Origin of the sequence: Streptomyces sp. HUAS ZL42, from assembly GCF_040782645.1 — a bacterium.
Taxonomy (GTDB): domain Bacteria; phylum Actinomycetota; class Actinomycetes; order Streptomycetales; family Streptomycetaceae; genus Streptomyces.
Map to the genome: position 1 here is coordinate 3854505 of NZ_CP160403.1, position 16501 is coordinate 3871005.

Annotated in this window: 13 protein-coding genes; 3 read left to right on the plus strand and 10 right to left on the minus strand. The window is 70.7% G+C overall.

Annotation, left to right across the window (positions count from 1 at the left end):
* Positions 1–50: 50 nt before the first annotated feature.
* The 5 genes from ABZO29_RS17505 to ABZO29_RS17525 all read right to left on the minus strand — a co-directional run bounded on the left by ABZO29_RS17505 (position 51) and on the right by ABZO29_RS17525 (position 7809).
* Positions 51–3362: a S8 family serine peptidase gene (locus ABZO29_RS17505; RefSeq protein ID WP_367321132.1), complete on the minus strand. Its 3312-nt coding sequence runs from the start codon at positions 3360–3362 to the stop codon at positions 51–53.
* Between the two features lie 180 nt (positions 3363–3542).
* On the minus strand, positions 3543–4226 hold the full coding sequence (locus ABZO29_RS17510) for an ABC transporter ATP-binding protein (RefSeq protein ID WP_367321133.1): 684 nt from the start codon (positions 4224–4226) through the stop codon (positions 3543–3545).
* 163 nt (positions 4227–4389) lie between these two features.
* Entirely contained in the window at positions 4390–5850 is a 1461-nt protein-coding gene (locus ABZO29_RS17515) for an ABC transporter permease (protein ID WP_367321134.1), read from the minus strand.
* Between the two features lie 141 nt (positions 5851–5991).
* Positions 5992–7257: an Ig-like domain-containing protein gene (locus ABZO29_RS17520; protein WP_367321135.1), complete on the minus strand. Its 1266-nt coding sequence runs from the start codon at positions 7255–7257 to the stop codon at positions 5992–5994.
* Positions 7258–7452: 195 nt separating this feature from the next.
* Positions 7453–7809 (minus strand): hypothetical protein, encoded by a 357-nt coding sequence (locus tag ABZO29_RS17525; RefSeq protein ID WP_367321136.1) that lies wholly within the window; start codon positions 7807–7809, stop codon positions 7453–7455.
* A 109-nt stretch (positions 7810–7918) separates the two neighbouring features.
* Here ABZO29_RS17525 and ABZO29_RS17530 point away from each other — a divergent pair, with 109 nt between their 5' ends.
* Both ABZO29_RS17530 and ABZO29_RS17535 read left to right on the plus strand, forming a co-directional pair.
* On the plus strand, positions 7919–8233 hold the full coding sequence (locus ABZO29_RS17530) for an LPXTG cell wall anchor domain-containing protein (RefSeq protein WP_367321137.1): 315 nt from the start codon (positions 7919–7921) through the stop codon (positions 8231–8233).
* A gap of 42 nt (positions 8234–8275) precedes the next feature.
* Positions 8276–9058: a hypothetical protein gene (locus tag ABZO29_RS17535; protein ID WP_367321138.1), complete on the plus strand. Its 783-nt coding sequence runs from the start codon at positions 8276–8278 to the stop codon at positions 9056–9058.
* 58 nt (positions 9059–9116) lie between these two features.
* Here ABZO29_RS17535 and hutH read toward each other — a convergent pair whose 3' ends face one another.
* From hutH to ABZO29_RS17550, 3 genes are all read right to left on the minus strand, one after another.
* The gene (hutH, locus tag ABZO29_RS17540; protein WP_367326165.1) at positions 9117–10655 is read right to left on the minus strand and encodes a histidine ammonia-lyase; all 1539 of its coding nucleotides are present in this window, start codon (positions 10653–10655) and stop codon (positions 9117–9119) included.
* A 100-nt stretch (positions 10656–10755) separates the two neighbouring features.
* Positions 10756–11898: a diguanylate cyclase gene (locus ABZO29_RS17545; RefSeq protein WP_367321139.1), complete on the minus strand. Its 1143-nt coding sequence runs from the start codon at positions 11896–11898 to the stop codon at positions 10756–10758.
* Positions 11899–12719: 821 nt separating this feature from the next.
* Complete coding sequence (locus ABZO29_RS17550; RefSeq protein WP_367321140.1) at positions 12720–13520, minus strand: enoyl-CoA hydratase/isomerase family protein; 801 nt, start codon at positions 13518–13520, stop codon at positions 12720–12722.
* Positions 13521–13724: 204 nt separating this feature from the next.
* On the opposite strand from ABZO29_RS17550, the gene ABZO29_RS17555 reads away from it, so the two are divergent.
* Positions 13725–14333, plus strand: coding sequence for a hypothetical protein (locus ABZO29_RS17555; RefSeq protein WP_367321141.1), 609 nt, complete (start codon positions 13725–13727; stop codon positions 14331–14333).
* Positions 14334–14357: 24 nt separating this feature from the next.
* On the opposite strand, the gene ABZO29_RS17560 is transcribed toward ABZO29_RS17555, so the two are convergent.
* Together ABZO29_RS17560 and ABZO29_RS17565 are read right to left on the minus strand one after the other, a co-directional pair.
* Entirely contained in the window at positions 14358–15479 is a 1122-nt protein-coding gene (locus ABZO29_RS17560) for an adenylate/guanylate cyclase domain-containing protein (protein ID WP_367321142.1), read from the minus strand.
* 132 nt (positions 15480–15611) lie between these two features.
* The gene (locus tag ABZO29_RS17565) at positions 15612–16472 is read right to left on the minus strand and encodes a biotin--[acetyl-CoA-carboxylase] ligase (RefSeq protein ID WP_367321143.1); all 861 of its coding nucleotides are present in this window, start codon (positions 16470–16472) and stop codon (positions 15612–15614) included.
* Positions 16473–16501 lie beyond the last annotated feature (29 nt).

Below are 16501 nucleotides of genomic sequence, written 5' to 3' on the forward strand. Positions count from 1 at the left end.
ACGAACGGCCTGCCGGAAGCTGCACTTCCGGCAGACCGTTCGCTATCGGCTCACTTGCCGTAGTACGCGTTGTAGATCGACACCGCCGACTTGTTGCCCTTCTTGTCGGTGATGTTGGCGCGGAACGAGATGCTCTTGCCCTTCGCCGGGTTCTTGACGGTGATCTTGCCGTGCTTCACCGTGACCTTCTTCCAGGTCTTTCCGGAGTCGTACGACACGTACACCGTCAGGGACTTGAGGTTGCTGCCCGCGGCCGCACCCTCGACGGTGACCGGGAAGGTGACCGTCTTGCCGGCCGGGGCCTTGCTGTCGGAACCCGTGACCGCGTTGAAGCGGAGCGTGGAGGCCGGGAGCTTGACCGGGTCGGTGCCGGACGGCTTCTTCGAGCTGAAGATCCAGCTCGCGTCGATCCGGGTGGAGGCGGCCGCGACCTTGCTGCTCCGCTTGACGGACGTCGTCAGCTTGTACGAGGCGTTGCCGGCCGGGACCGTGAACACCTCCTCGCCGAAGAGCGGGTCCTGGTTGGAGCCGACCTTCTTGCCGTTGCGGTACAGGGTCGTGTTCACCGAGGTGAACAGGGACGACCCGGGGTGCTTGGCGGCGTCGGCGAACAGCGGCAGGTAGCCGTAGACGAGGTTGCCCTCACGGAACAGACCGAATTCCTTGTTGAGGTGCGGACCGAAGACCGCCGTGTTGAAGGTCTTCGAGTACTTCTGGCCCGCCTTGAAGGTCTGCGGGGCACCGAGGGTGTAGTACGCCTCGGTGATCGGGAAGCCGTCCGCGTCCTTGCCGCCGTACTGCTCGAAGTCGAAGGCCCACTGGATCTTGTCGTTCGTCGAGAGGTACAGCGTGCGCGCACCGGGCAGCTTCTGCTCGACCGGCATACCGAGGACCATGTCCTGCGGGAAGAAGCCCCAGGTGGTGAGGCCACCGGTCTTGCCGGGGGCGGCCGCGCCGAGCTTGTTCTTCACCGTGGCGAGCTCACCCGCCTTGTAGTGGCGGACCTTGTCGCCCTGGATCTTCGTGACCTTGGCGGTGGTGGCCACGTCGTACTCGGCGGCCGCGCCCTTGGTCCACTGGCCGCTCCAGGTCTGCTGCAGACCGGTGGAGACCGCCGGGCCCAGGTGGGCCATCCGCAGATCGGCGAAGGAGGGCAGGCCCACGCCGATGCCGATGCCCGCGGGGTCGTAGAGGTAGTCGATGAACCCGCTCAGCTGCTTGGCCTGGGCGTCCGGCACCGTGATGTCGGCCGCCTTGGTGGTGCGGGCGTCGATCGTCACCGAGGTGTTCTTGGTGACGGCCAGCTTCGGCTGGACCAGCCAGTCGAGGCCGCCCTCCAGCTTCACGAAGTCCTTCGCGATCCAGGCGTCCAGCAGGTACGTGCCCTTGGGCAGCCGCATGGTCGTCGTGCCCGACGCGGCGACCGGAACCTGGTAGCCCCGGTCCTTGCCCAGGCCCGCGTAGCCGAGAACGATCGTGTTGTACACGTCGGTCGGCAGGCCGTCCTTGCCGATGTGCTTGATGGTGACGTCGTACGACTCCACCTCACGCTGCACCGCCGCGGCCGTACGGACGCTCTGTCCGCCACCGGTCGCCGTCACGTACGCGGAGTACGCGCCGTCGACCGTGCCGCCCAGCCTGGTGTCGACGGTGAAGTCGACGGAGACGTTTCCGCGCGCCGGGACCGTCACCTTCGTGGCACCGAGCTTGAAGAAGCCCGCCGGGACCGCCTGGCCCTTGGGGTTGGTGGCAGTCGTCGACAGGGTCAGCGTGACGTCCTTCGTACCGAGGTTGCGGTACGTCAGCTGCTTGGTGACCGGCGTGTCGTCGGTGTGCGGCCACTGCTGCACACCGAAGCTCACCGACACCGGGTCGGCGATCACGGTCTGCTTGACGGCCTGGTCGACCTGGATACGGCCCGAACCCTGCTGGAACGGCGTGTACTTACCGCCCTTGGTGGAGCCGGTCAGCGCGCCCTTCAGCTCGGCGTAGCCCCAGTCCGGGTGCTCCTGCTTCAGGATCGCCGCGGCGCCCGCGACATGCGGGGTCGCCATGGACGTACCGGAGATGGTCACGTAGCCGGCCGGCTTCTCGCCGACCTCCCGGGCGATGACGCTGCCCTTGGCGGACGCGGCCGTGATGTCCACGCCCGGCGCGGTGACGTCCGGCTTGATGGCGCCGTCGCCGACGCGCGGGCCGGTGCTGGAGAAGTCGGCCAGCTTGTCCTTGTCGTCGACGGCGCCGACGGTGAGCGCGGCTTCCGCGCTGCCCGGCGAACCGATCGACTCGGGGCCGGAGTTGCCCGCCGCGATCGCGAAGAGGATGCCCTTCTCGGTGGAGAGCTTGTTGACCTCCGCCTCGAGCGGGTCGAGCTCGGGTGTGTCCTGGCCGCCGAGGCTGAGGTTGACGACGTCGGCGCCCTGCTCGGCCGCCCACTCCATGCCGGCGAGGATGCCGGAGTCGTCACCGGAGCCGCTGTCGTCGAGGACCTTGCCGTTGAGGATCTTGGCGCCGGGTGCGACGCCCTTGTACTTGCCGCCCGACTTGGCGCCGGTGCCCGCCGCGATGGACGCGACGTGCGTGCCGTGGCCGAAGTGGTCGGTGGCGTCGGCGGCCGTGGAGAAGTTCTTGGCCGCGACGACCTGGTCCTTGAGGTCCGGGTGGGTCGCGTCGACGCCGGTGTCGAGCACGGCGATCTTCACGCCCTTGCCGTCGTAACCGGCGGCCCATGCCTTCGGGGCGCCGATCTGCGGCACGGACTTGTCGAGGCTCACCTTGCGGACGCCGTCGAGCCAGACGTGCGCGATACCGGAGGCGGTCCGGTCACCGTTGGTGACCGCGTCCCACAGTTCGCGGGTGTCCTGCTGCGGGGTCTGCACCGCGTCGGCGTTGAGCGCCTTGAGGGTCCGGCGGAGCGTGCCCGCGTCCCGGACGTCGGCCTTGGCGGCCGTGGCGGCGCCCTGGTAGCCGACGATGACCTTCAGGCCGTTCTTCTGGGCCTTGCGGGTCGCGGACTTGTTGAGCTCGGTGATGTCGAACAGCCGCTGGTCGACCTTGCCGGTGGCGACCAGGCGGGCCGCGTCGGCGGGTGTCACGAACGTGTGCCCGTCGACCTTGCGGATCTGCACGGGTATGTGTTCCCGGCCCTTCGCCCGCTCCAGGCCGACGACCCGCCCCTTGGCATCGACGGCGACCCGGTCGCCGGTGATGAGGGTGATGCGTTGCTTCGCCGCGCCGGCCGAGATCGGGGCAGCGGCGCCGGACGCGCGCTGCTCGGGCTTCGCCGCCGCCGGGCTGGTCATACCCGCGGCGAGAGCAACTGCGGCCGCCGTCGCGACGGTTGCGGCGCACGCTCTTTTCATTTGTCTGCGCAAGTTTCCCCCTTGCTGAGGTTCCGGGTGAATTCCCCGTTCACCCGGCCGGGGGCGGTCCAGTACACATGCGCGTACACCCCCCGGAATACGCAGTATGCCGGGGGGTGATCAGGCCCTTCAATACGCAAGTGCCCTACAGGACAGGACTGTTACGAGCCGTTCATGCCGTCAGGAGGCGGCGTTCTCCTTGACGGTGATCCTCCCCTTGCGGATGGTCGCCACCCGCGGGGCCTTCTTCGCGATCGCGGAGTCGTGGGTGACCATGACGAAGGTGAGCCCGTGCTCCTTCCACATGCGCTCGAGCACGTCCATGACCTCGTCGCGCATGCCCTCGTCGAGGTTGCCGGTGGGCTCGTCGGCGAGCAGCACCTTCGGCTGCTTCACCAGCGCGCGGGCGATGGCGACGCGCTGCTGCTGACCGCCGGACATCTCGCCTGGCAGATGCCCCAGCCGCTCACCGAGCCCCACCGACTTCAGTGCCTCGGCGGCCCGTTCACGCCGTTCCTTCACCTTCACGCCGAGCGGTACGAGGGCGGTCTCGACGTTCTCCTGCGCGGTGAGCGTCGGAATGAGGTTGAAGCTCTGGAAGACGAAGCCGATGTTCTCGCTGCGCACCCTGGTGAGCCTGGCCTCGGACAGTTCGGCCAGGTCGGTGCCGTCGAGGACGACCTCGCCCTCAGTGGGCCGGTCCAGCCCGCCGAGCATCTGCAGCAGCGTGGACTTGCCGCCGCCGGTGGGGCCCTGGATGACGAGCCGGTCGCCGTCGGCGATGGTGAGATCGACGCCGTCGAGGGCGTGTACGGCTTCCTTGCCGCGGGTGTAGCGCTTGGTGACGCTTCTGAGTTCGTACATGGGGTAGCTCCTGGGAGGCGTAACGGGGGTCGGGGTCGGAGGGGTGCCCGGCGTTGGTGCCGGCCAAGGGTGGGTCGCGCGACCGCGCAAGCGGGGTGCCGCCCGCGCCACCCGTGCCGCCCCGGGCGGCACGCATGCCCGCGGACCAGCGGCCAGCGGACTGCTACTCGACGCGCCGCAATGCGTCAGCCGGGCGCAATCTGGACGCCCGCCACCCACCGAACGCCCCCGCGATCAGCCCACCGGCCACGGCGAGTCCCACCGCGAGGGCAACGGTCGTGAGACTGACCGGCGCGGTGAGCGCGACGTCGAGCGTCTTCGCCGCCTGACGACCGGGCCCCCCGAAGCCCCCGCCACCGCCAGGACCGCCCTGACCGCCGCCGCCTCCGCCCAGCTGCGCCTGCAGCGTCGGGCTGACGCTGGTGACGACATACGCCCCCGCGAGCCCGAGCGCGATACCCAGCGCACCGCCGAGCAGCCCGTTGACCATGGCCTCACCCACGACCTGCCGGGTCACCCGCCCCGACTTCCACCCCAGCGCCTTCAGCGTGCCGAACTCCCGCACCCGCCGCGACACGGCGGACGACGTCAGCAGACCCGCGACCAGGAACGCGGCCACCAGCACCGCGATGGACAGCCACTTGCCGACGTCGGTCGCGAGGCTGGACGCCGTGGAGAGGGAGCCGGAGACCGTGTCCGCGAGGTCCGCGGAGGTCGTCACCGTCGTACCCGAGACGTTCTTCTGGATCGCCGACTTGACGCTGTCGATCTTCTGCGAGTCGGTCGCCTTGACGTAGATCGTGGTGACCTTGTTCGCCGAGTCGCTGAGCGTCTGTGCCTGCCTCAGCGGGATGTAGAGGTTGGCCGCGGAGTCACCGCTGTCCGCCGTCGCGATGCCGATCACCGAGAACTTGACGCTCTTGACGGTGACGGTGGAGCCGACCTTGAGCTTCTTCTCCTTGGCGTACGCCGAGTCGACGACGGCGACCTTCGCATTGGTCTCCGAGGTCTTGAACGTCCGCCCGCTGGTGATCTTCGAGGAGGTCAGCGGGCCGAGCGCCGGCTTGGTGACGTCCGTGCCGTACACGGAGTAGTTGTTGACGTCGAAGTCCGCGCCGCCGCCCTGCACTTCGCCCTGCGGCTGGCCGTTGGCACCGCTGTTGCCGCCGGGGCCGCCCTGCTGGCCGCTGCCCTGGTTCTGCTGGAACTGGCCGCGGGTGAACTGGCCGCTGACCTTGATGACCTGCAGGCTCAGCCCGCCGACCGCGTCCGAGACACCGCTCTGCTCACCGACCTTGGTCACGGTCGCGGCGGTCAGGGTCTGGAAGCCCTCCACCATCACGCGGTCGCTGCTCTGCTCGTCGTCGGAGTCGTTGTCCTGCGCGTCGAACTGGAAGCGTGGACGCTCCGAGGAACTGGCCGCGGGCTCCGCGGCCTTGGTGACCGTCATGTCGGTGCCCAGCCCGTACAGCGACTGGAGGACCTTGTCCTGCGCCTTCCCCATGCCGGAGGACACGGAGTTGACCACGATGACCAGCGCGATGCCCAGCGCGAGACCGGAGGCGACGACGAGGGCCGCCTTTCTGCGGCGGCGCAGTTCGCGCCTCAGGTAGGTGAAGAACATGGCGGCAAGCTAGGGACGGCGCGTGATGACTCGATAAGGCCGAAATAAAAGAACGATGAGAAGGCTGTGGCGGCTCCCGGAAACACCGATGCCGCCCCTGGGGGCGGCATCGATGAGCTGTGGGAATGCTGTGAGGCGACGTCAGACGGCCGAGCCGGCCTTCCAGTCGGCCCAGCTCAGGTTCCAGCCGTTGAGGCCGTTGTCCGGGGCGACGGTCTTGTCGCCGGTGTTGGAGACGACCACGACGTCACCGACGATCGAGTTGGTGTAGAACCAGTAGCCCGCCGTGCCCGTGTCGTTGGCGCCCTTGGTGTCGGACAGGCCCACGCAGCCGTGGCTGGTGTTCACGCTGCCGAAGATGGACTTGGCGCCCCAGTAGTTGCCGTGCACGAAGGTGCCGGAGTTGGTCAGGCGGATGGCGTGCGGCACGTCCTTGATGTCGTACTCGCCCTTGCCGTCGTCGTCGGTGAAGCCCACGGTCGCGCCGTTCATGCGCGTCTCCTTGAACTTCTCCGACATCACCATGACGCCTTCGTACGTCTTGTTCTCGGGCGAACCGGCGGAGATCGGGATCGTCTTGATGACCGCGCCGTTGTGCGTGACCTTCATCTGCTTGGTCTTCGCGTCGACGTAGGAGACCTGGTTGCGGCCGATGCGGAAGGTCACCGTCTTCTGCTGCACGCCGTAGACGCCGTTCGCGCCCTCGACGCCGTCGAGCGCGAGCTTCAGCGTGACGGTGGAGTTCTCCTTCCAGTAGTCCTCGGGGCGGCAGTCCATGCGCACGGTGCTGAACCAGTGGCAGACGACCTCCTGGCCACTGCTGGTGGTGACCGTGATGCCCTTCTGGACGGCGGCCTTGTTGGTGATCGCCTTGTTGAAGTTGATCGACACCGGCATGCCCACGCCGACCGTGGAGCCGTTCTCCGGCGTGAAGTTGCCGATGAAGCTGTTGGCCGGGGAGACGGTGGTGAACGAGGCGTTCTCGTGGGCCTCACGGCCGTCGGAGTCCTTGGCGGAGGCCGCGACCTTGTAGGTGGTGGAGCGCTCCAGCTGGGTAGTGGGCTTCCAGCTGGTCTTGTCGGCGGAAAGCTCGCCCTCGACCTTCGCGCCTTCGGCGGTCGTCATCGTCACCTCGGTGAGCGTGCCCTTGCTCACGGTGACGGTGGCGGAGTTGTTGATGGAGGCGTTCGTCGAGCCGTCCTTGGGCGTGATGCTGATCTGCGCCTCGGAGGTCTTCTGGGCTGCCGCCTCGTCGACCTTGGCCTGCGAGGTGTCCTTGCCCTTGTCGTCCCCGGAGGCGTCGCCGCCGCCGGAACACGCCGAGAGCACCAGCACACCGCCGAGCAGTGCGGACGCGGCTATCAGGCCCTTGCGCCGCTTACCGTCCGTTATCACACGCTTCTCCATCGTTGCCGAATCCCCAAAACCCCGAGAGTCCCCGTTGACCATCTTCAACGCTACGGACGGTTCATCCCGTTCCACATTCCTCGCATGTGTGGGGCACACCACGGCGGGTGGTGCGTCTGTCGGTCCGTGCGCCCCCTGAGACGACGAAACCCCGGACGGCGGTTGCCACCCGGGGTCACGAATTCCCCAAGAAGCTCAGCCGATGCCGTCCGTGCGGGCGTCTTCCTCGTCGTCTGCGTCGACATCATCCTCGCCGAGTTCCCACTCGGGCGAGTCGGGGTCGTAGTCAATCTGCTCACTCGACCAGGAGGCCTGCTGGAGTTCGACCCCTGGCACCTCGCTGACCAGGTCGAACGGATCAACGAGATAGGCGAGCGCCTCCGCGGTGTCTTCGGTCACAGCGCTCTCGGCCTGGGCCCGCTCGGCGTCCGGCATCTCCTCGTCGGCGGAGATGCGGCGCAGCGCGGCCTTGTTCAGCGCGTCCTCGTCGTGCACCTCGATGACGAGTTCCACGCGAAGCCGTACAAATCGTGATGTCTCTTCAGTGCTCATGCCCGGAGCGTACGGCTCACAGCTCCCGTGACTTTCCCGTGACCCGCGACTTTCACTAACATCGCCCCACACGGCCAATTTGCCAGCGTCACAAGGGGATCGATATTCCGTGTCATCCGTTCGCCGTCCGTTGCTGACCGCCACCGCCGCGGGGACCCTGCTGGGCGCCCTGTGGTTCGTCCCGTCCGCGAACGCGACCCAGGACAACCCGGCGAGAGCGGCGGGCTCGGCGAGCACGAGGACGCAGGTCACACAGCAGGCGCGGGCTGCGTCCGGGACCACGGCCGAGTCTCGGGACGGTACCCGGCTCGCCGACACCGGAGGCTTCGACACCACGCCGTACGTCATCGGCGGAACGCTCTGTCTGGGCCTGGGCGCCGGCTTCGTCGTCTATTCGGTTCGCCGGGAACGTCTGGGTTTTTGAATTGACTTGACTCTCCCTTGACGATGACCTCATAGTCCGCTCATGAAGAGATCATCGGGGGCGCGGCTGTGCGCCACGGCTGCTGTGAGCGCACTGTCACTGGCCCTCATCACGGGCTGCTCGGACTCCGGCAAGGAGTCGGAGGACTCCAAGGAATCCGCTGCCGCGTCGTCCGCTCCGTCGTCGTCGGCTCCGGCGGCGAAGGCCCTGACCGCGGCGGATCTGGAGAAGCTGCTGCTCGTGCAGGGCGAGGTCAAGGGCTACAGGGTCACCTCGGGAGACGACACCCTCCCGAAGTCCAAGACCGAGGTGAAGACCGACAAGGCGGCGTGCGACCCGATCGCCTGGTCCACGGCCGGTCTCGCCCCGGGCGACACGGACGCGAACGCGAGCAACTCCGTCGCGGAGGACAAGGCGTCGACCGCCACCGCGCAGCCGGAGGACGCCGCGGAGGCCTTCGACATCGACATGACGTTCGTGGGCCTGTCCTCGTACGAAGGAGACGGCGCCGAGAAGGCCATGAAGGCCGTCTCCGACGGCGTGGCGGCCTGCTCCACGGGGTACGGCCTCGCGGCGGGGGGCGAGGACTCGAAGGTCACCAAGGTCGTCTCGGAGAAGGGTTCCGGGCTGGGGGACGAGTCCGTTGCGTTCTCCGAGGACGTCGACATGGACGGCGAGGGCACGGCCACCTTCCACACCGAGGTGGTGCGCAAGGGCAACACCGTCGCCACGTTCTACACGGTGAACTTCGCCGCGCTCGGCTCCGGTAAGGCGGCCGAGATACCGGCGGCCGTGGTCGAGGCGCAGATCGCCAAGCTCAAGTGAGCCGAAGGGCCGCCGTCGATTGGGGAGTACGACGGCGGCCCCGTATGAACTGAAGCGGTCAGGCGAGCGGTCCCGTCACTCTCTCGACCGCGGCCACCAACTCCCCGCCGCGCACGAACGCGTCCGCCGCGGCGAGGTCGGGCGCGAGGAAGCGGTCCGGACCGGGTCCCTGAACGCCCGCTTCCCGTACGGCCTCGATGACCGCCTGCGACGCAGGTGCCGGGGTCAGGCCCTCGCGCAGCTCGACGGCGCGGGTGGCGGCGTACAGCTCGATGGCGAGCACACGCGTGAGGTTGTCGACGGCGGTGCGCAGCTTGCGTGCCGCGGACCAGCCCATGGACACGTGGTCCTCCTGCATGGCGGAGGAGGGGATGGAGTCCGCGGACGCCGGTACGGCGAGCCGCTTCATCTCACTCACCAGGGCGGCCTGCGTGTACTGGGCGATCATCAGTCCCGAGTCGACGCCGGCGTCGTCGGCGAGGAACGGCGGCAACCCGTGGCTGCGGTTCTTGTCCAGCAGCCGGTCGGTCCGCCGCTCGGCGATGGACGCGAGGTCGGCGGCGGCGATGGCGAGGAAGTCCAGGACGTAGGCCACCGGGGCCCCGTGGAAGTTGCCGTTGGACTCGACGCGCCCGTCCGGGAGGACGACCGGGTTGTCGACGGAGGACGCCAGTTCGCGGTCGGCGACCAGCCGGGCATGGGTGATGGTGTCGCGTCCGGCGCCGGCGACCTGCGGTGCGCAGCGCACGGAGTAGGCGTCCTGGACCCGTGGGGCGTCGTCCTGGTGGTGTCCGGTGAGCCCCGAACCCTTCAGCACGGCCAGCATGTTGGCGGCGGCGGCACCCTGGCCGGGGTGCGGGCGGATGGCGTGCAGTTCGGGGGCGAGGACCTTGTCCGTCCCGAGGAGCGCTTCAAGGCTGAGGGCGGCCGTGACGTCGGCGGACTTGTAGAGCATGTCCAGGTCGGCGAGGGCCATGACCAGCATGCCGAGCATGCCGTCGGTGCCGTTGAGGAGGGCGAGGCCCTCCTTCTCGCGCAGTTCGACGGGGGCGATCCGGTGCTCGGCGAGGAGCTCGCCCGCGGGCCGTACCGTCCCGTCCGGACCCTCCGCGTCCCCCTCGCCCATGAGCGTGAGTGCGCAGTGGGAGAGCGGGGCGAGGTCTCCCGAGCAGCCGAGGGAGCCGTACTCGTGGACGACGGGGGTGATGCCGGCGTTGAGCACGTCGGCCATGGTCCGGGCGACCTCGGGCCGTACGCCGGTGTGTCCGGAGCAGACGGTCTTGAGCCGCAGGAACATCAGGGCCCGTACGACTTCCCGCTCCACCCGCGGACCCAGGCCGGCGGCGTGCGAGCGGACGATGTTGCGCTGCAGCTGAGCGCGCAGTTCCTGGCTGATGTGCCGGGTCGCCAGGGCGCCGAAGCCGGTGGAGACGCCGTAGACGGGATCGGGCTTGGCCGCCAGGGCGTCCACGATCCCGCGGGCCGCGGCGAGAGCCGCCACCGCCTCCTCGGAGAGCTCGACCCGGGCGCCGCCGCGCGCCACGGCGAGAACGTCGGACGCGGTCACGCCGGACGTCCCCACCACCACAGTGTGCATATCCATATTCAGGAGCGTACGCAGTGAAGACGAGGATGTCACCAGTGGGGGGCGGGTTCGCCCCTTACCGAGGGTCACAAGCCGGCCTCCCGGCTCGGGCTCAGGGGCGTCCGCGGAACTGCCGCCGCTCCGGTGTCCCCGTCCGGGACGGCTCGTTGGCCAGCTGTACGACGGGATCGTCGGGCCCTGCCCGGCCGGCGACGACGGGCCTGGTGGCACGTACGGCCTTGGCCCGGTACTGGGCCGCGTCCGCGAGCCGGAACAGCCGGCGGGCCGAGCGGACCGGCCCGATGGGATCCCCGGTGGACGCGATCCCGCACGCCACCCCCTCGCCGAGATCGAGTTCGGCGGCGCGACGGCAGAGTTCGTCGGCGACCTTCACCACGTCGTCGGCGGGCGGACCGACGGCGAGCAGGCAGAACTCGTCGCCGCCGAGGCGGCCGGCGAGGGCGCCCGGCAGCATGGCGCCGCACAGGGAGAGGACGGACCCGAACCGCTCGAGGAGCCGGTCGCCGACGGCGTGTCCACGGCTGTCGTTGACACGCTTGAGCCCGTTGAGATCACAGACGAGGAGGCTGACGACCACACCGTGCGCGCGATGCCGCTCCACGGCCTCGTCGAGCCGTACGTCGATGGCGCGCCGGTTGGCGAGACCGGTGAGGGCGTCCGTGAAGGCGAGGCGCCGGGCCTCTTCGAGGCGCTCGGTCTGCGCGAGACCGGCGGCGACGACGGAGGCGAGGACGGTGGCGAAGTCGGCGTCGGCGCGGTCGAAGACGGGGGCGCCGGTCGAGCGGGCCACGTAGAGCTCGCCCCAGGCGCGGCCGTGCAGCACGATCGGGGCGACGACGCAGGAACCGCGGCCGCGGCGGCGCAGGGCGGCGACCCGCTGGTGGGAGTAACCGGGGTGACCGGCGGCCGGACCGTCGGCCGTCTCCACCCAGGCGTTGGGCTCACCGCCCGCGACCCATCTCTCGTGCAGGAACTCGGTGATCTCGGGGAACTGGTGCACAGGGTAGGCCTCGGCGTCGGGGAACTCGTCCTCGCCCGGCGCACGGTCCCCCGCGTTCACGAGGACACGCAGCCGCCCGAGATCCCGCTCCCACACCGAGAGCGCGGCAAAGCTCCCGGCCAGGGCCCGGCACGCCCCGAGGGCCGCCGCCCGCCACGACTCACGCGGAGCCTGCGCAGCGGCCATCCCCTGCGCCAACGCGACCACAGCGGCGAGCCGCCTGTCCTCACCCATCACTCCAGGCTAGGGATGTTTGGGGCTAAACAGGACATTGATGCGGCGCTTGGGGTGAACTCAGGGTGACCGCCGCCCGGGGGCTGCGCCCCCAGAACCCCCATCGGCCCGAACGGCCTCGTCCTCAAACGCCGGACGGGCTGAGTTTGGCTGGTTGATCCGCGGTCGGGCGCGGCACCCCGTCACGCCACCCGTCCGCGGTCGCCCGCGGCGCCCAGCCACCCCGTCCCTCCGCGGGCATGCGTGCCCCCCCGGGGCGGCACGGGTGGGCACGAGCGGCGCCCCCCGCAAGCGGCCGGGCCACGCAACCCACCCCGCGCCGGCCACACCGCACGGCACCCCCATACCGACCCCCGCCCGCCACACCGCACCCCCTTACCAACCCCCGCCCGCCACAACGCCGGGCACCCCCATACCGACCCCCGCCCGCCACAGGCACACGCGCGGGCCGCACCCGCAAGCGCCGGGCCACGCGACCCACCCCCGCCCGCCACACCGCACGGCACCCCCTTACCAACCCCCGCCCGCCACAGGCACACGCGCAGGCCGCACCCGCAAGCGCCGGGCCACGCGACCCACGCCCCGCCCGCCACAACGCCGGGCACCCCCTTACCAACCCCCGCCCGCCACAGGCACACGCGCGGACCGCACCCGCAAGCGCCGGGCCACGCGACCCACGCCCCGCCCGCCACAACGCCGGGCACCCCCTTACCAACCCCCGCCCGCCACAGGCACACGCGCGGACCGCACCCGCAAGCGCCGGGCCGCGCGACCCACCCCGCGCCGACCGCAACGCCGGGCACCAGTACCGCCGACGCCCCCTACTCCCCCGGCCACCGAGGCGCACGCTTCTCGTTGAACGCCGCCACCCCCTCCGCCCGGTCCCCCGAAAACGCCACCGCCCGCCAAGCCGCGTCCTCGACCTCCAGCCCCGCCCGCAGATCCAGCCCCTGCCCCAACCGCAACGCCCGCTTCGCCGCCCGCAACCCCACCGGCGAGTTCCCGGCGATCCTGGACGCCATCGTCAGCGCCTCCTCCCGGTCCCGCCCGTCCTCCACCAGCACGTCCACCAGCCCCAGCTCCCGCGCCTCGGCAGCCTCCACCCTCCGCGCCGTGAAGATCAGCTCGGCCGCCCGCGCACCGCCCACCCGCCGGGGCAGCAACTGCGTACCCCCGCCCCCCGGAATCACCCCCACGGACACCTCCGGCAACCCCACCACCGCCGTACGGTCGGCCACGATCACGTCACACGACAGCGCCAGTTCGAACCCCCCACCCAGCGCGAACCCGTGCACCGCCGCGATCGTCGGCACCGGCAGCTCCAGCACCCCGGTGTACGCCCCCCGCGTCACCGGCCGCTGCCGCAGCAGATCCGCGTCGCTGAAGGAGTTCCGCTCCTTCAGATCGGCCCCCACGCAGAACGCCCGCTCGTGCGTCGACGTCAGTACCACCACGCGTACGTCCCGGTTCTCCCCCAGCGCCGCGCACGCCGCCGCGACGGACCGCGCCATGTCCGTCGAGACGGCGTTCATGGCCTTGGGCCGGTCGAGGGCCAGCTCCGCGACATGCCCGTCCCCGTGTCGCCGCACCAGCACGAACTCCCCGAACCGTTCCTCGCTCATGACACCCTCCTGGTTAACGCCGGTTAACAGAACTGGCCCGATCATCGCAGCCGATCCCCACCGGGGAAAGACACCACCCGTCTCCCCGTTCGAGTGACATCCCGCCCAACCCCCACCCACACGCCCACGGGAGTGCATAACGTGCGTTCCGCCCCCGGGCGCCGGGGCGCGAGCGCGTCGGGAGGGGATCGGGAGGGGATCGGGATGACGAAGACGGCAACGAAGACGGAGAGCGGTCAGCCGCACGGGGAACACGTCGAGAGCCCCCGTGTCCGCGCCCGCGGCCGTCACCGCCGCCCGCGCCCCCGCAAGGTCCTGATGGCCGCCGGGGGCCTGGCCCTGGCCGCCGGTGCGCTGAGTCTCGTACGGCTGGCGCCCGACGGCGGTACCGACAGGCCCGGCGCGGCGGAGGCAGAGGCCGAACCCCGTACGGACCCGGGCGGTGACGCGGGCCGCTCGACCCGCGCAGCGGCCACGACCCTCGGCGCCGCCCCCGGAGCGAGCCCCTCGGCGACCTCCGTCATGGGCGGGATCAGCACATCACCGGCCCCGGGCATGAGCCTCGTCCCGCACCCCTCGGCGACCACCGTGCCGACGTCCGGGACGGCCGTTCCCGACCTCGCCACGCCCCTCCCCGACGCCCCCGCGACCAGGCCAGGGTCACCCGCCACGACGACCTCCGCGCCACCCGCACCCGGCCCGTCCGGCACCACCAGCCCTCCGGCCCCACAGCCGAGCCAACCCGACCAGCCGGACGTGTGCGTGCCGATCATCGGCCTGTGCCTGGACGAGCTGGGAGCGGCCATCCACTGACGGCCGTGGGCCGAAGCGAGGCCCCTACGGCTTCCCCTCGGCCCTCCGTGTCAGCAGCCAGGGCTCGACCACGCCCAGCCCGCGCACCGGCCGCTGCCACATCGGCTGGAGCGCGAAGCGGTACGTCGGCGGCTCCTCGCCCTCCTTCTCGGCGGACGCCGCCGCTTCCGCGGCCTCCGCCTCGGAGGCCGGCGCGTCCGTCGTACGGATCAGCTCCTCGGCGAGGGCGGTGTCAACGAGGACCGCGTCGCGCGGAGCTATCGAGGTCAGCCGGGAGGCCAGGTTGACCGTCGTACCGAAGACGTCGCCCATACGGGTCGTCACCGTGCCGAACGCCATGCCGACCCGCAGCTCCGGCATCGTCTCGTCGTGGGCCATGGTCTCGATGAGCCGCAGCGCGATCTCCGCGGCGACACCGGCGTCGTCGGCGGCGAACAGCACCTCGTCGCCGAGGGTCTTGATGAGTCGTCCGCCGTGCGCGGCGACCAGGTCGGCGGCCGTCGTCTCGAAGGCCTCGACGAGCTCGCCGAGCTCCTCTTCCTCCATACGGCGGGTCAGCCGGGTGAAGCCGACGAGGTCGGCGAAGCCGACTGTCAGCCGGCGGTCGACCATCTCCTCGTCGTCGGCGGCCTGCACGACCCGGCCGGCCGATGCGGCGAGCTGGCGCCGCCAGACGTAGACGAGGAACTCCTCCAGCTCGGGCAGCAGCAGCTCGACGATGGGGTACGTCACCTCGGTCCGGGTCATCCCCGGCTCGGGCGGCTCGGTCAGGCCCTCGAGGAAGGAGTCGATCTGCCACTCCGCCAAACGGGCGGTGGTCTGCCCGGTCGACCGGGCCACCTGCACCGCCATGGCCTCGCTCAGCAGCCCCGCCTCGACCAGACCGGCGAGCCGCCGCAGCGCGAGCACGTCGGCCTCTGTCAGCGCCTTGGCCTGCCCGATGTCCGCGAAGCCCATCGCCCGCCAGAAGCGTGAGGCCAGCTCCATGGAGACACCGGCGCTGCGGGCCGCCTGAAAGGGGGTGTAGCGGCGCTCGGCGCCCAGAATGAGCTGTTCGAGGCGGAGCGCGAGGGGGTCCTCACCGTTGTCGGTGCCGTCGGGCGCTGGGTTACGACCCATGCCGGAGCCCGTGTCGTCGACGGTCACGCCTGCTGCCCTTCCGATCTGCCACGGTCAGGTTCGACCGGCCTCAACTCTACGGCAGGTGTGCGGTAGCTCACTCCTGCGAAGCCGACGGTAGGTCCCCTGCACCGGTGAGCGCACCGGACGCCTGGAAACTCACGCCACCCGCAAGTGAACGATGTCCCCCGCCCCCACCGGCTCCTGCACCCCGTCCTCCGTCGCGATCACCAACCGCCCGTCCCCGTCGACGGCCACCGCCTCCCCCACCAGGGACCGGTCACCCGGCAGCTCCGCCCGCACCACCCGGCCGAGCGTCGCGCACCCCGCCGCATACGTCTCCTGCAGCCCGCTCGCCGCCGGATCGCCCCCGGCGTCCCGCCACCGCCCGTACCAGTCCTCCAGTCCCCGCAGCACAGCCCTCAGCAGCGGATCCCGATCCGTGGTCGCGGCCCCGGCCAGCAACAGCGATCCCGCCGCCGGCACCGGCAGCTCGTCCGCACGCAGCGAGACATTGATGCCGACCCCGACGACCACCGCGTCGTCCCCGGCCCGCTCCGCGAGGATCCCGCCGGCCTTCCGCTCCTCCCCGCCCACGGTCACCAGCAGGTCGTTGGGCCACTTGAGTGCCGTGTCCACCCCGGCGGCCCGCGACAGCCCCGTCGCCACCGCCACCCCGGTGAGCAGCGGCAGCCACCCCCAGCGCGCCACCGGCACCCCGCTCGGGTTCAGCAGCACGGAGAAGAACAGCCCCGACCGAGCGGGCGCCGTCCACTGCCGGTCCAGGCGGCCGCGCCCGGCCGTCTGCTCCTCGGCGACGAGGACCGTGCCCTCGGCCGCCTTGCCCGCGGCCGCCAGGGCCACCAGGTCCGAGTTGGTGGAGCCCGTGCGCTGCACGAGCTCCACGCCCGTCCACAGTCCGCCCTCCCGCACGAGCCCACGCCGCAACGCGGCGGCGTTGAGCGGCGGACGGTCCAGGTCGGACCAACGGCTGTCGTCTGAAGCATCTTGCGGCGTCATGCAAGCCACCCTAGGTGTGGTAAACGCCG

Coding starts and splice junctions, on each gene's coding strand:
- ABZO29_RS17505 (WP_367321132.1), bottom strand. CDS start 3,362: ATGAAAAGAGCGTGCGCCGCAACCGTCGCGACGGCGGCCGCAGTTGCT.
- ABZO29_RS17510 (WP_367321133.1), bottom strand. CDS start 4,226: ATGTACGAACTCAGAAGCGTCACCAAGCGCTACACCCGCGGCAAGGAA.
- ABZO29_RS17515 (WP_367321134.1), bottom strand. CDS start 5,850: ATGTTCTTCACCTACCTGAGGCGCGAACTGCGCCGCCGCAGAAAGGCG.
- ABZO29_RS17520 (WP_367321135.1), bottom strand. CDS start 7,257: ATGGAGAAGCGTGTGATAACGGACGGTAAGCGGCGCAAGGGCCTGATA.
- ABZO29_RS17525 (WP_367321136.1), bottom strand. CDS start 7,809: ATGAGCACTGAAGAGACATCACGATTTGTACGGCTTCGCGTGGAACTC.
- ABZO29_RS17535 (WP_367321138.1), top strand. CDS start 8,276: ATGAAGAGATCATCGGGGGCGCGGCTGTGCGCCACGGCTGCTGTGAGC.
- hutH (WP_367326165.1), bottom strand. CDS start 10,655: ATGCACACTGTGGTGGTGGGGACGTCCGGCGTGACCGCGTCCGACGTT.
- ABZO29_RS17545 (WP_367321139.1), bottom strand. CDS start 11,898: ATGGGTGAGGACAGGCGGCTCGCCGCTGTGGTCGCGTTGGCGCAGGGG.
- ABZO29_RS17550 (WP_367321140.1), bottom strand. CDS start 13,520: ATGAGCGAGGAACGGTTCGGGGAGTTCGTGCTGGTGCGGCGACACGGG.
- ABZO29_RS17555 (WP_367321141.1), top strand. CDS start 13,725: ATGACGAAGACGGCAACGAAGACGGAGAGCGGTCAGCCGCACGGGGAA.
- ABZO29_RS17565 (WP_367321143.1), bottom strand. CDS start 16,472: ATGACGCCGCAAGATGCTTCAGACGACAGCCGTTGGTCCGACCTGGAC.